The following is a 12,932-nucleotide window of genomic DNA, read 5'->3' on the forward strand; positions in this document are numbered from 1 at the left end:
TGAAGCGCCGGCCACCGAGGCCTGCCTGCGCGGCGGCCCCTAGGCGACCCCGCGGCGCCTGTCGCGGCGGTACAAGGCATAACCCAGCGGCCACATGGCCGCAACCATGAACTTCGCCACCGGGTTGGTCAGCTTGTAGGCCTGCACCGCCGTTGGCACGCCCGAGTGCTTCAGATGCAGGCGAAAGCGGGTGTAGCGCGCCGCCGCCATGATGAACTCGCGCGGCCGGTAGCGGAAGAATTCGAGGTGGTGCTGCAGCACGTCCCAGGCCAGCAGGTAGAGGCCCTGGGCGTTGCTGGACACGGAGACCGCGCCCTGGCTCAGGCCACCGGGCGTGTCATGGTAGGTGCGTACCACGCGGTTGATGAAGCGGCTGAGGTAGCCCGCGCGCGCGATCGCCCACCACACCAGGCTTTCGGGCACGAAACCCGCGACATCCTCGGGGAAGGGATACTTCCTGAGGATGTCGGTGCGCATACAGCCGAATTTCTCGCCCTTGATGCGGTAGCGAAAATAGACGTCCACGGCCGTGCTGTCGAACACGTCCTGGGGATAGCGGTCGCCGACGATACTGCCGTCCGGACGCGCGCACAGGCCCGTCACGGCGACGTAGGATTCGCGCCGCGCCGGCGGAATGCTGTCCCAGGCTTCCTTGAACGTGGCCAGCGCGTCGGGCGGCATCTCGTCGTCGCTGTCCAGACCGACGATGAGTTCGCCGCGCGCCTCGCGCACGCCGCGGTTGAAGGCGGTTTTCTTGTGGCGGTTGTTCTGCCAGAAATAACGGATCGGAAAATCGGCACGCGCCTGCCATTCCAGGATGGATTCGTGGGTGTTGTCGGTGGAACCATCGTCCACCACGACCCATTCGAAATCCCGGAAAGTCTGCCGGGAAAGCGACTCATAGACCCGATGCAGCGTGCCCGCCCGATTGTAGGTGGGCGTCAAAACAGTGAAAAAAGTTGGTGTGTCGGTCATGCCCACTGAGCCCCTTTGCGATGCGTCGTGCAAGCGCTGCGGTCTTGGTTTTGGTGTTTTCGCCTGAAGTTTAGGGGATATGCCCGCACGAACTTGCCCCGTGCCGCGCGAATTTGCAATCAAATCTGACAAAACCCGCGGTTTATAGGACTCGGAGAGCCCGCGCCGATCTTGGGACGTCCGCCGTAGTGGCGGTACACTCGGGCGGCCAAAACCGGAATGCCTATGGAAGCCTCGACCGTCCAGCTCAATGACATCGCCTTGTTCGTCGAGGTTGCCAAGCGTAAAAGCTTCAGCCTGGCGGCGCGCGCGCTGGAAATGCCGACTTCGACTTTGTCGCGTCGGATCAACGAGTTGGAACGCGCCATCGGCTTGCGCCTGATCAACCGCAACACGCGCCGCCTGGATCTCACGGAGGCTGGCGCGGCCTATATGCGGCGCTGCCAGGGCCTGATCGACGAGGCCCGCCTGGCGCACGAGCAACTGCAATCGCTGTCCGGCGGTCCGTCCGGCAACCTGCGGGTATCCATGCCCTACAGCCTGGCGATGTGGCTGTTGCCTGAAACCATCAATGACTTCACCGACCGCTACCCGGAAGTGGAGTGCGAGTTCGACCTGAGCATGATGACGGCGTCCGACGCGCAAGGCACGCCGTTCGACGTGGTGCTGCGTTTCGGCAACGATTCCCATCATCCGCGGACGTCAGCGGACACCGGCTACGACAACGGCAATGGCAATGGCAACAGCACTGTGCACAGCGGCGCCGTGGTGCAGGAGCTGGTTTCCCTGGACAGCTACCTGTATGCCTCCGACCGCTACCTTGCGCGCCACGGCGAGCCCAAGGTTCCCGCCGATCTCACTCAGCACCAGTGCCTGCGCACCGCCATCGATGCCGCGCATTCGCACTGGACGCTGCACCGCGGCGCGGTCAGCGAACGCGTGCCGGTAAGCGGCCACCTGGCGGCCAACAATATGAGCATCGCCGGCACGCTGGCGGGCCTGGATCTGGCCATTACGCGCATGCCGCACTGCCATGCGCTCGCCCCCATCATCAAACGCAATTCGCTCAAGCGCGTGCTGCCGGGCTGGAAGGTGGATCCGATTTCGATCTACGTGGTGTATCCGTCCAGCATCCAACCGGCCAAAACCCGGGCTTTCATGGATTTCATCCTGCCCAAGCTGGGCCCGCCCCAGGACCACGAGTAGACATGGCGCCGCCCAGACCTTGGGCCGACGAAAAAAAACCCGCGCGGCGCACCGGCGGGTTTTTTATCGGACCGGGACGAATCCCGGCCGGACGCATCGATTAGACGCGCTTGATCTTTTCCAGCATCTTGAAAACACCCTTGGGCGACTTGACGAACAAGCGCTTGAAAGCCTTGCCCAGGCAACGACGTTCCAGGGTGTTGCGACGCACGCGTTTGCGTTCAGCCATGTTGATTCTCCTGTTGAATTTGCGGTAGTGAAGCCCGCACAACCGGATACTGGGCTGGCGGAAAATTCGGGTAACTTGGCATTTTAGCCTGAAATGCACGGGCCGCGCCAATGGCGCGAAAATGCGGCGTTTCCGCCACGCTTCCAACCTATCCGATGTATTCAGGGGCGGATCACACTCCTGCCCCGCTGGAAAGGCAGGAGCCCCGCCCCGGCCGCATCCCGGATCAGCCCGAAATGCTCTTCAGCCGTTCCAGGACCTGTTCCTGGCGCGGCAAGGGATCGACTGCGCCATAACCCAGGGTGGACAGAGCCGCAGCCGCATTGGCGTAACGCACCGCATCCTCCCAGGAATCTCCCTGGCAGCGGCGCGCCAGCAGGCTGCCCGCAAAGCAATCACCCGCGCCGGTCGCGTCCACCGCGTCCACGCGCAAGGCCGCCACCGGGATACGCTGGCGGCCATCGTCGATGATGGAGCCATCCTTACCCAGCTTCAGCACCACCACCCCGGCAGCGCCGGCATCGCGGATCCAGTCCAGCGTGCGTTCCGGATCGTCGTTGCCGGTCAGGTGCTGCATGTCATCCATGCTGGGCAGGAACAGGTCGGCCGTGCGCATGGTCTCGCGCAGCACGGCGCGGGCGCGGTCCACCGGCCACAAGCGCAGCCGCAGGTTCGAATCCAGGCTGACCTGGACGCCAGCCGCGTGCGCGCGCTCGATGGCGGCGAAGACGGTGTCGCAGGCGCTGGTGCTGATCGCCAGGCTGATGCCCGACACGTGCAGGTAGCGGGCGCGTTCGATCAGGCCCGAGTCCAGGCTGGCTGGCGTCATCAGGCTGGCGGCGGAACCGCGGCGCAGATAACTGAAGGCGTGGCCGTCCGGGCCGTGCTGCACGAAGTACAGGCCGGTATGCGCCTGCTCGTCCACCTGCACGCCCGAGGTGTCCACGCCTTCGGCCTGCCACAAGTCCAGGAACTGCTGGCCGAAGGCGTCGTTGCCGACGCGGGTCAGATAGGCGCAGCTTGCGCCCTGCCGCGCCGCGGCGATGACGGCGTTGGAGGTATCGCCGCCGAAGCCCTGCAGGTATTGCCGCTGGTCCTGGTGCGTCTGGTTCAGTTCGACCAGCGGCTCGCCCAGCGCGACGATATCGAAATCAGCCATGGGCGGCCTCCCGGGTGCGGACGATCTGCGCCACCAGGGCAGCGGTGTCGCGGGCGGCGAACGCCGCCTTGTCATAGAGGTTGCTGCCTATGCCCACGATGGCGGCGCCGGCGGCGAAGTACGCGCCCATGTTGTCCTGCGTGACGCCGCCCGTGGGGCAGAAGATGGTGTCCGGGTAGACGGACTTGAGCGCCGCCAGGTGCTTGGGGCCGCCCGTGTCGGCCGGGAATATCTTCACCACATCGACGCCCGCGCGGCGCGCCGCCAGCACTTCGGTGGGCGTGAAGGCGCCCAGCAGGCAGAGGGCGTCGGCCGCGTGCGCCAGATCGACGATGTCGGTGGCCAGCGCCGGCGACACCAGGAAGTCCGCGCCCGCGACCAGGGCCTCGCGCGCCTGGTGTTCGTCCAGCACGGTGCCCACGCCCAGCAGCAGCGCGCTGCCGTGCTTGTCGCGCAGCGCGCGCAGCAGGTCGGTGACGCCGGGGATGGTCCAGGTCAGCTCCAGGGTGGTGCAGCCGGCGGCTACGGCGACTTCGGCGGCGTAGGCGGCGGTGGCGGCGTCCGTGTAGCGCAACACGGGGACGACGCGGGCGGCCAGCAGGGCGGCAAGCTTGGAGGCGCGGGGAGCGGCGGATGCGGTCATGGAGTTCCTTGGTGGCAGACGGTCAGGCGCCGCCGGACGATGGCGGCAGAACGGCGAGTTTGGCCGCGGCGGCGTCGCGCAGCCGCAGCAAGGGTTCGATATAGGCGGCTTGCGGGTTTTCGCGCCGCCGGAACAGCAGGGTGCTGACGCTGACGCCGGCGACGGGCCGCCCGGCCGCATCGCACAGGGCCACGCCGTAGCAGACGATGCCAGGCTCGTTTTCCTCGTCGTCGGTGGCGTAGCCGCGGGCGGCGGCCACATCCAGCACGGCGCGGAGTTCCGGCAGCCCGGTCACGGTGCCGGGCATGCGAGCGGTCAGCGGCAACTCGCGCAGCAGACGCTCGCGCGCTGTCTGATCCAGCGCCGCCAGGTAGGCCTTGCCGACCGCACTGGAATGCAGCGCCACGGAGGCCCCGACGCGCGAGGCCATCCGCACCGGCCCGGGACTTTCCAGCTTGTCGATGTAAGTCATCTCGTGCCCGGCGGGCACCGCCAGATGCACGGTTTCGCCGGTTTCGTCGCGCAGCGCCTGCAGGTCGGGCGCCAGCGCCGCGCGCAGGTCGAATTGCGACCAGGCCCGGCTGGCCAGCGACATCAGGCGCGGCCCCAGGCGGTAGACGCCACCGGTTTCGGCCACCATGCCCTGCTCAGCCAATGCGGCGACGATGCGGTAAACCGTGGGCCGGGGATAACCGCAGCTGCGCGCCAGCGACGCGGCCGTGGGCGGCTGGGGCGCATCCGCCACCGCCTGCAGCACCGTCATGAACTTGGCGAACGCCGCAGCGCCCGGGACCTTGGTTTCCAGCAAGTATGTCTCCAACTAAGGGCGACAAGCCTTTAGCAATGAATCAGCAGAATGTGCAAGCCGAACAGCGCGAATGTCAGACGAATCTGCGATACTGTTTATTTGTACAGCTAGTGAGCCGCATGATTGTCCACATTTTGGACGCGCGACTCACAATATAGTCAATTATTCCATATCGCCGCGCTCGGAACCAGCGATGGGTTGTCGCTCGGGCAGGCCTCTCCCCTCAGGCTACGATACCGTCCATGAGCTCCCAAATTCGCATCGTTGGCGCCCGCCAGAACAATCTCAAGAACCTGGACCTGACCATCGCCACCGGCGAACTGGTCGTCGTGACCGGCGTGTCGGGGTCCGGCAAAAGTTCGCTGGCCTTTGACACCTTGTACGCCGAGGGCCAGCGGCGTTATGTGGAAACCTTCTCGCCCTATGCGCGCCAGTTCCTGGACCGCATGGACAAGCCGCAGGTGGACCGCATCGAAGGCATCCTGCCCGCCATCGCCATCGACCAGACCAATCCGGTGCGCAGCTCGCGCAGCACGGTCGGCACGATGACCGAACTGAACGACCACCTGAAGCTGCTGTTCGCGCGCGGCGCCAAGCTGTATTGCCGCGGCTGCGGCAAGGTGGTGCGGCGCGACACGCCGGACTCCGTCTACCACTCGCTGGCCGAACGCGCCGCCGCTGCCGGCGACCCGCGGCTGGTGGTGACCTTCCCCATTGCCGTTCCTGCCAATTTCACCGAAGAAGAAGTGCGCGGCTTCCTGGAGCAGCAGGGCTACACCCGCGTGCATGCCGAGGAAACCGCCGCGCCGCGCGCGGCCGCCCCGGCCAAGGGCGCCAAGAAGGCCAAGGCCGCGAAGAGCAGCACCGAATCGCGCCGCATCCTGCATGTGATCCAGGACCGCTTCCGCTTCGCCGGCACCGAGCGCGAACGCATCATGGAAGCGCTGGACACCGCGCTGCGCATGGGCGCCGGCCACCTGGCCGTGTACGTCATGGACGCCGAAGGCGGCAATGCCCACATCTGGAAGTACAGCGACCGCCTGCATTGCGCCGACTGCGACATCGAATACACCGATCCCCTGCCCAGCAGCTTCTCGTTCAACTCGCCCCTGGGCGCGTGCGAAGCCTGCCGCGGCTTCGGCCGCGTGATCGGCATCGATTTCGGCCTGGTCATCCCGGACGAGAACAAGACGCTGCTGGAAGGCGCCATCAAACCCTGGACCACGCCATCCTACAAGGAATGCCAGGACGAGCTGCAGAAGTACGCGCCCAAGGCCGGCATTCCGTTGGGCGTGCCGTGGAAGAGCATGAGCGAGGAGCACAAGCGCTGGGTGCTCTACGGCACGCCCGACTGGAAGGGCGGCAACGACGCCTGGAAGCACCAGTGGTACGGCGTGCAGCGCTTCTTCGACTGGCTCGAAACCAAGGCCTACAAGATGCACGTGCGCGTGCTGCTGTCGAAATACCGCAGCTACACGCCCTGCCCCACCTGCAACGGCGCGCGCCTGAAGCCCGACGCGCTGCTCTGGCGCCTGGGCACCCGGGAGGAAGCCGACACCGTGCTGCCGCCGGCGGACGGCCGCTACAAGCGCTTCATGCCCGTGGGCGCCAACTGGAGCCGCGAGCAACTCGAAGGCCTGGGCGGCCTGTCCATCCATGACGTGATGCTGCTGCCCATCGAACGCGTGCGGATCTTCTTCGACACGCTGTCGTTCTCGGGCGCGCTGGATGCCGCCACCGACCTGCTCATGACCGAAGTGCGTGCGCGGCTCAAGTTCCTGTGCGACGTGGGCCTGGGCTATCTGACGCTGGACCGCCAGAGCCGCACGCTGTCGGGCGGCGAGGTGCAGCGCATCAACCTGACCACGGCGCTGGGCACTTCGCTGGTGAACACCCTGTTCGTGCTGGACGAGCCGTCCATCGGCCTGCACCCGCGCGACATGCACCGCGTCGTCGAAGTCATGCACCGTCTGCGCAACGCCGGCAACACCCTGGTGGTGGTGGAGCACGACCCGCAGGTCATGGTGGCCGCGGACCGCATCATCGACATCGGCCCAGGCCCCGGCGAACGCGGCGGCCAGATCGTCTTCGATGGCACGCCGGCGCAACTGCGCGCGGCGCGCACGCTGACGGGCGACTACCTGGGTGGCCGCCAGCGCGTGGAAGCGCCACGCCCCATGCCGGTGGCGGCGAACACGCCGCGCCTGCTGCTGGAAGGCGTCAACGCGCACAACCTGAAGAACGTCTCGGTCGAACTGCCGCTGGGCCGCCTGGTCTGCGTGACCGGCGTGTCCGGCTCGGGCAAGTCGACGCTGGTGCAGGACGTGCTCTACCCCGCCCTGCTCAAGCAGAAGGGCAAGCCGTCTGAATCGCCCGGCGCCTTCGACCGCCTGCTGGGCGCGGAACAGATCGCCGACGTGGTCATGGTGGACCAGACTCCCATCGGCAAGACCGCCCGTTCCAACCCGGCCAGCTACGTGGGCGCGTTCGACGCGATCCGCAAGCTGTTCGCCCAGGCACCGTTGGCGCGCGAGCGCGCCTATACCGCGGGCACCTTCAGCTTCAACGGCGGCGACGGGCGCTGCCCCACTTGCGGCGGCACCGGCTTCGAGCACGTGGAAATGCAGTTCCTGTCCGACGTGTACCTGCGCTGCCCGGACTGCGACGGCAAGCGCTTCCGCCCCGAAGTGCTGGAAGTGCGCGTCGAACACCTGGGCAAGAGCGCGTCGATCGACGAAGTGCTGGAGATGACCGTCAGCGAGGCGCTGGACTTCTTCAAGGGCCTGCGCGACGTGCAGACAGGTCTTGCGCCGCTGGCCGACGTGGGCCTGGAATACGTGCGGCTGGGCCAGCCCGTGCCCACCCTGTCGGGCGGCGAGGCGCAACGCCTGAAGCTGGCCGGCCACCTGGCCGAAGCGGCACGCAGCGGCATCTCCACCGCCAAGGTCGCCAAGAAGGGCAGCCTGTTCCTGTTCGACGAACCCACCACCGGCCTGCACTTCGACGACGTGGCGCGGCTGATGCGCGCGTTCCGCAAGCTGCTGGCCGCCGGCCACACGCTGCTGGTCATCGAACACAATCTAGACGTGATCCGCGCGGCCGACTGGCTGATCGACCTGGGCCCGGAAGGCGGCGACGCCGGTGGCCTGGTCCTCGGCACCGGCACGCCGCAGGACCTGATGGACAACCCCAAGTCGCACACCGGCGCCGCCCTGCGCGATTACGAGGTCAGCATCCTGCCGGCCGACGTGGTCGTGAGCAGCGACGCCGACGCGCAAGAGGTCGAACAGGCCGGCCTGACGGCCCGCATCGCCGAGCCGGGCGAAGCCTACGCCGCGGAGGTGGGCAGGCCGCTGCAATCGCTCGTGCGCGAGCGCCGCCAGGCCAATATGGCGATCGAGATCCGCAACGCCCGCGAGCACAACCTGAAGAACGTCAGCGTGGAGATTCCGCGCGACAAATTCACCGTCATCACCGGCGTGTCCGGCTCGGGCAAGTCCACGCTGGCCTTCGACATCCTGTTCAACGAAGGGCAGCGCCGCTATCTGGAATCGCTCAATGCCTACGCCCGCGCCATCGTGCAGCCGGCCGGCAAGCCGGACGTGGACGCCATCTTCGGCATCCCGCCCACCGTCGCCATCGAACAGCGCACCAGCCGCGGCGGACGCAAGTCCACCGTGGCCACGATGACTGAAATCCATCACTTCCTGCGCCTCTTGTACGTCAAGCTGGGCACGCAGTACTGCCCGGACTGCAACGTCGCGGTGGAACCGCAGAACACGGACCAGATCGTGGCGCGGCTGCTGCGCGAGCACAGGGGCGAGCACATCGGCCTGCTGGCGCCTTTGGTCACGGCCCGCAAGGGCTATTACACGGATCTGGCCAAGTGGGCCGGCTCCAAGGGCCACACCCACTTGCGCGTGGACGGCGAGTTCATTCCCGTCGCCCCCTGGCCGCGCCTGGACCGCTACAAGGAACACACCATCGAGCTGCCGGTCGCGGACGTGGTGGTGGACCCCGCCAATGAGGCCGACCTGCGCGCCGCGGTCAAGAGCGCGCTGGAAAACGGCCAGGGCGTCATGTCCGTGGTCTGGCCGGTGAACAAGCTGCACGAGGCGCTGGACAGCGACCTGCAGCAGCAGCACTTCTCGGTCAAGCGCGCCTGCCCGTCCTGCGGCACCAGCTTCCCCGAGCCGGATCCGCGCCTGTTCTCGTACAACTCCAAGCATGGCTGGTGCACCGGCTGCTTTGGCACGGGCCTGCAGCTGCAAGGCTTCGACGAAGAGCAGACCGGCGAGGAAACCGCCTGGAACGCCTGGTACGAGGGCGAGGCCAAAGCCTGCACGCAATGCGACGGAGAGCGCCTGAACCGGGTGGCCCGCGCCGTGCGCTGGCGCGACAAGTCCATCGCGGAACTCGCTTCGCTGCCGGTGTCGGACGCCCATACCTTCTTCACCGGGCTGGTGGCGCGCGGCCGCGAAGGCGAGATCGCCCGCGACATCCTCACGGAAATCCGCGGTCGCCTCAACTTCATGCAGGAGGTCGGGCTGAACTACCTGGCGCTGGACCGGGCCGCGCCCACGCTGTCCGGCGGCGAAGCGCAGCGCATCCGCCTGGCCGCGCAGCTGGGCTCCAACCTGCAGGGCGTCTGCTACGTGCTGGACGAGCCCACCATCGGCCTGCACCCGCGCGACAACCGCATCCTGCTGGACGCGCTGGCGCGCCTGGAAGGCAACGGCAACACCCTGGTGGTGGTGGAGCACGACGACGACACCATCCGCCGCGCCTCGCACATCATCGACATCGGCCCGGGCGCGGGCATCCGCGGCGGCCGCGTGGTGGCCCAGGGCAGCGCCCAGGACCTGATCGACGCGCCCGAATCGGTCACCGGCCGCTATCTGGCCAAACCCTTGCAGCATCCGCTGCAAGGCCGCCGGCCGGTCGAAGCCGACACGCCCATGATCGAGATCAAGGGCGCCCGCCTGCACAACCTGCGCAGCGTGGACGCGAAGATTCCGGTGGGGCGCCTGAGCGTGGTGACAGGCGTGTCGGGCTCGGGCAAGTCCACGTTGGCGCGCGAAGTGCTGCTGGACAACCTGATGCAGGCCGTCTCGCAAGGCAAGTCGCCGGGCTGGGCGGGCTGCGAGAACATCAAGGGCTGGGAAGCCATCGACCGCGTGCTGGAAGTGGACCAGACGCCCATCGGCAAGACGCCGCGCTCGTGCCCGGCCACCTACGTGGGCTTCTGGGACGACGTGCGCAAGCAGTTCGCCGATACCCGCGAAGCGCGCATGCGCGGCTGGACGGCGGCGCGTTTCTCGTTCAATACCGGCGACGGCCGCTGCCCGATCTGCGAAGGCCAGGGCATGCGCACCATCGAGATGAACTTCCTGCCGGACGTGAAGGTGCCCTGCGACGCCTGCAACGGCGCGCGCTTCAACAACGACACGCTCAGCACACAGATGCGCGGCAAGAACGCCGGCGAGCTGCTGTCCATGGAAGTGGACGACGCCATCGGCTACTTCGCGGCGCACCCCAAGATCCATCGCCCGCTGCAGCTGATGCAGGACGTGGGCCTGGGCTACCTGACGCTGGGACAGCCCTCGCCCACCCTGTCGGGCGGCGAAGCGCAGCGCATCAAGCTGGTGACCGAGCTGTCCAAGGCCCGCCTCACCGACGGCCTGATCAAGACCGGCCGCGCCTCGCGCATCCCGCACACCCTGTACGTGCTGGACGAGCCCACCGTCGGCCTGTCGATGGCCGACGTGGAGAAGTTGATCCACGTGCTGCACCGGCTGGTGGAAGCCGGCAATACGGTGGTGGTGATCGAGCACAACCTGGACGTGATCGCCGAGGCCGACTGGCTGCTGGACCTGGGCCCCGAAGGCGGCACGGGCGGCGGCAAGCTGGTGGGCGAAGGCTCGCCCGAACACGTCATGACCCTGAGCGACCATTCCCACACGGGCCGGGTCCTGAAGGAATTCCTGGCCCATCAACAGCAGTAAGAAGCATGCAATGTCGTTTTGAAGACCGGCTGGCTGGCCGCGCGCTGCGGTTCGAGGGCTTTTGCTCGCGGATCGAGGCGCGCTGCGCAGCCGAGGTCGCCCCCGCCCTGGCCGCCATCGAGGCGCAGCGGCGGCAGGGGCGCTGGATCGCCCTGTTGCTGGATTACGAACTCGGCGAATGGCTGTTGCCCGAGGCCGCGGTGGCGCCGCCCGCCGGCCCCTGGACGCCGCCGCGCAATGACGGCAAACCACGCCTGACGGCGCTGGTGTTCGAACACAAGCAGGACGAAGCGCCCTGGGACGCGCCGGACGCCGGCAGCGCGCCCGCCGCCATCAGCCTGCCCACGCCGCGCATGACCGAAGCGGACTACGTGCGCCAGATCGACGCCATCCGCGGCCTGATCGGCGACGGCGAGCTCTACCAGGTGAATTACACCCAGCCGCTGGACTTGCAGCTGCAGGGCGACCCGGCCACGCTGTACCGGCGCATCACCGCCCGCAATCCGGTGGCGCATGGCGCCTACATCCAGGACGGCGAACGCACGGTGCTGTCGTTTTCACCCGAACTGTTCGTGCGCCGCGACGGCCCGCGCCTGACCACTCGCCCGATGAAGGGAACGGCCCCGCGCCACGCCGATCCAGCCGAGGACGAACGGCTGGGCCAGGCGCTGCTGGCCAGCGAAAAGAACCGCGCCGAAAACCTGATGATCGTGGACCTGCTGCGCAACGACCTGGGCCGGCTGGCCGAGCCGGGCTCGGTGCGGGTCGACGCCCTGTTCTCGCTGGAGCGCTATCCCACCGTCTGGACCATGACGTCCACGGTATCGGCGCTGGCGCCCCAGGCGTCGCTGGAAGAGGTGCTGCGCGCGCTGTTCCCCTGCGGCTCCATCACCGGCGCCCCCAAGGTCGCGGCCATGCGCCGCATCCGCCAGATGGAAGCGGCGCCGCGCGGCCTGTATTGCGGCAGCATCGGCTGGCTGGCGCCCGACGGCGACTTCTCGCTGAACGTCGCGATCCGCACCCTGGTGCTGGACCAGGCCGGACATGGCGTCTACAGCGTGGGCGGGGGCATCGTGCACGATTCCGACCCGGCCGAGGAATGGCAGGAATGCCACTGGAAAGCCCGGATCCTGCGGGCCTGAAGCCGCTTGCCCTGCGCCCGCGACAACCGCCCGCGCATCGGTAGTAGGATAGAGCGCGGCGGCAGCGCATCTACACACCAGGAGACTCCCATGCAACCCGAACTGATCGAGACCATCCTGGTCGATGCCGAACGACGCGTGCCGCTGCTGGCGCGCCACCTCAAGCGCCTGGAAACCTCCTGCAAGGCACTGGGCTACGGCTGGGGCGGCCGGGCCGTCGAAGCCGACATCATGATCACCGCGCTGGGCCTGTCCACCCCTGGCCCGCACCGGCTGCGCCTGCTGGTGGCGCGCGACGGCAGCCGCAACATCCAGACCGCGCCGCTGCCGCCCCTGCCCGCCTTGCAGGAAGCCATGCTGGCGCCCGAAGCGCTGCGCTCTTCCGAACCACTGCTGCGCTACAAGACCACCTACCGCCCCTGGTACACCAAGACGATCGAATGGCTGCCCTCGCATCCGCATATCTTCGATCTGCTCTACCTGAATGAACGCGGCGAACTCTGCGAAGGCAGCCGCAGCAATGTCTATCTACGCCTGGACGGCGACTGGTACACGCCACCCGTGGACAGCGGCTGCCTGCCGGGCGTGCTGCGCGCCGAACTGCTGGACACCGGCAACGTGGAAGAACGCGTCCTGACCCTGGCCGACCTGCACGCCGCCGAGGAAATCCGCCTGTCCAATGCGCTGCGCGGCTGGTTCCCCGTGACGCTGCGCGAGGCCTGAGCCGCGCGCAAGCACTAGTCGGCGAACTCGTCGACCACCACC

The 12,932-nt window shown here is 67.6% G+C and carries 9 protein-coding genes; 4 read left to right on the top strand and 5 right to left on the bottom strand.

All coding sequences use genetic code 11. The annotated features are described in order from the left end of the window. Window positions 1–39: 39 nt before the first annotated feature. Window positions 40–975 (bottom strand): glycosyltransferase family A protein, encoded by a 936-nt coding sequence (locus VIR09_RS26085; protein ID WP_332015494.1) that lies wholly within the window; start codon window positions 973–975, stop codon window positions 40–42. 225 nt (window positions 976–1,200) lie between these two features. On the opposite strand from VIR09_RS26085, the gene VIR09_RS26090 reads away from it, so the two are divergent. After that, window positions 1,201–2,181 (top strand): LysR family transcriptional regulator, encoded by a 981-nt coding sequence (locus VIR09_RS26090; RefSeq protein WP_332015495.1) that lies wholly within the window; start codon window positions 1,201–1,203, stop codon window positions 2,179–2,181. A 100-nt stretch (window positions 2,182–2,281) separates the two neighbouring features. Here the strand turns inward: VIR09_RS26090 and VIR09_RS26095 are convergent, their stop codons facing one another. The 4 genes from VIR09_RS26095 to VIR09_RS26110 form a co-directional block, all read right to left on the bottom strand. After that, complete coding sequence (locus VIR09_RS26095; RefSeq protein ID WP_006226408.1) at window positions 2,282–2,410, bottom strand: hypothetical protein; 129 nt, start codon at window positions 2,408–2,410, stop codon at window positions 2,282–2,284. A 226-nt stretch (window positions 2,411–2,636) separates the two neighbouring features. Continuing rightward, the gene (locus VIR09_RS26100) at window positions 2,637–3,569 is read right to left on the bottom strand and encodes a sugar kinase (protein WP_332015496.1); all 933 of its coding nucleotides are present in this window, start codon (window positions 3,567–3,569) and stop codon (window positions 2,637–2,639) included. Continuing rightward, entirely contained in the window at window positions 3,562–4,212 is a 651-nt protein-coding gene (locus VIR09_RS26105) for a bifunctional 4-hydroxy-2-oxoglutarate aldolase/2-dehydro-3-deoxy-phosphogluconate aldolase (protein WP_332015497.1), read from the bottom strand. The genes VIR09_RS26100 and VIR09_RS26105 overlap by 8 nt, the downstream gene beginning before the upstream one ends. Window positions 4,213–4,234: 22 nt before the next feature. Continuing rightward, complete coding sequence (locus VIR09_RS26110) at window positions 4,235–5,020, bottom strand: IclR family transcriptional regulator (protein WP_332015498.1); 786 nt, start codon at window positions 5,018–5,020, stop codon at window positions 4,235–4,237. 242 nt (window positions 5,021–5,262) lie between these two features. Between VIR09_RS26110 and uvrA the strand changes: the two genes are divergently transcribed. The 3 genes from uvrA (at window position 5,263) to VIR09_RS26125 (ending at window position 12,890) form a co-directional block, all read left to right on the top strand. Beyond that, complete coding sequence (uvrA, locus tag VIR09_RS26115; RefSeq protein ID WP_332015499.1) at window positions 5,263–11,025, top strand: excinuclease ABC subunit UvrA; 5,763 nt, start codon at window positions 5,263–5,265, stop codon at window positions 11,023–11,025. A gap of 5 nt (window positions 11,026–11,030) precedes the next feature. Continuing rightward, window positions 11,031–12,167, top strand: a complete 1,137-nt coding sequence (locus VIR09_RS26120) for an aminodeoxychorismate synthase component I (RefSeq protein WP_332015500.1) — start codon at window positions 11,031–11,033, stop codon at window positions 12,165–12,167. Between the two features lie 90 nt (window positions 12,168–12,257). Continuing rightward, window positions 12,258–12,890, top strand: coding sequence for an aminotransferase class IV family protein (locus tag VIR09_RS26125; protein WP_332015501.1), 633 nt, complete (start codon window positions 12,258–12,260; stop codon window positions 12,888–12,890). The last annotated feature ends 42 nt before the right edge of the window (window positions 12,891–12,932 follow it).

It is taken from the genome of Achromobacter sp. (assembly GCF_036567245.1).
Taxonomy (GTDB): domain Bacteria; phylum Pseudomonadota; class Gammaproteobacteria; order Burkholderiales; family Burkholderiaceae_B; genus Achromobacter.

What these genes read in the sequence shown, in the direction of transcription:
- uvrA (WP_332015499.1), top strand. Translation starts at nt 5,263, where the DNA reads ATGAGCTCCCAAATTCGCATCGTTGGCGCCCGCCAGAACAATCTCAAG.
- VIR09_RS26085 (WP_332015494.1), bottom strand. Translation starts at nt 975, where the DNA reads ATGACCGACACACCAACTTTTTTCACTGTTTTGACGCCCACCTACAAT.
- VIR09_RS26095 (WP_006226408.1), bottom strand. Translation starts at nt 2,410, where the DNA reads ATGGCTGAACGCAAACGCGTGCGTCGCAACACCCTGGAACGTCGTTGC.
- VIR09_RS26090 (WP_332015495.1), top strand. Translation starts at nt 1,201, where the DNA reads ATGGAAGCCTCGACCGTCCAGCTCAATGACATCGCCTTGTTCGTCGAG.
- VIR09_RS26120 (WP_332015500.1), top strand. Translation starts at nt 11,031, where the DNA reads ATGCAATGTCGTTTTGAAGACCGGCTGGCTGGCCGCGCGCTGCGGTTC.
- VIR09_RS26105 (WP_332015497.1), bottom strand. Translation starts at nt 4,212, where the DNA reads ATGACCGCATCCGCCGCTCCCCGCGCCTCCAAGCTTGCCGCCCTGCTG.
- VIR09_RS26125 (WP_332015501.1), top strand. Translation starts at nt 12,258, where the DNA reads ATGCAACCCGAACTGATCGAGACCATCCTGGTCGATGCCGAACGACGC.
- VIR09_RS26100 (WP_332015496.1), bottom strand. Translation starts at nt 3,569, where the DNA reads ATGGCTGATTTCGATATCGTCGCGCTGGGCGAGCCGCTGGTCGAACTG.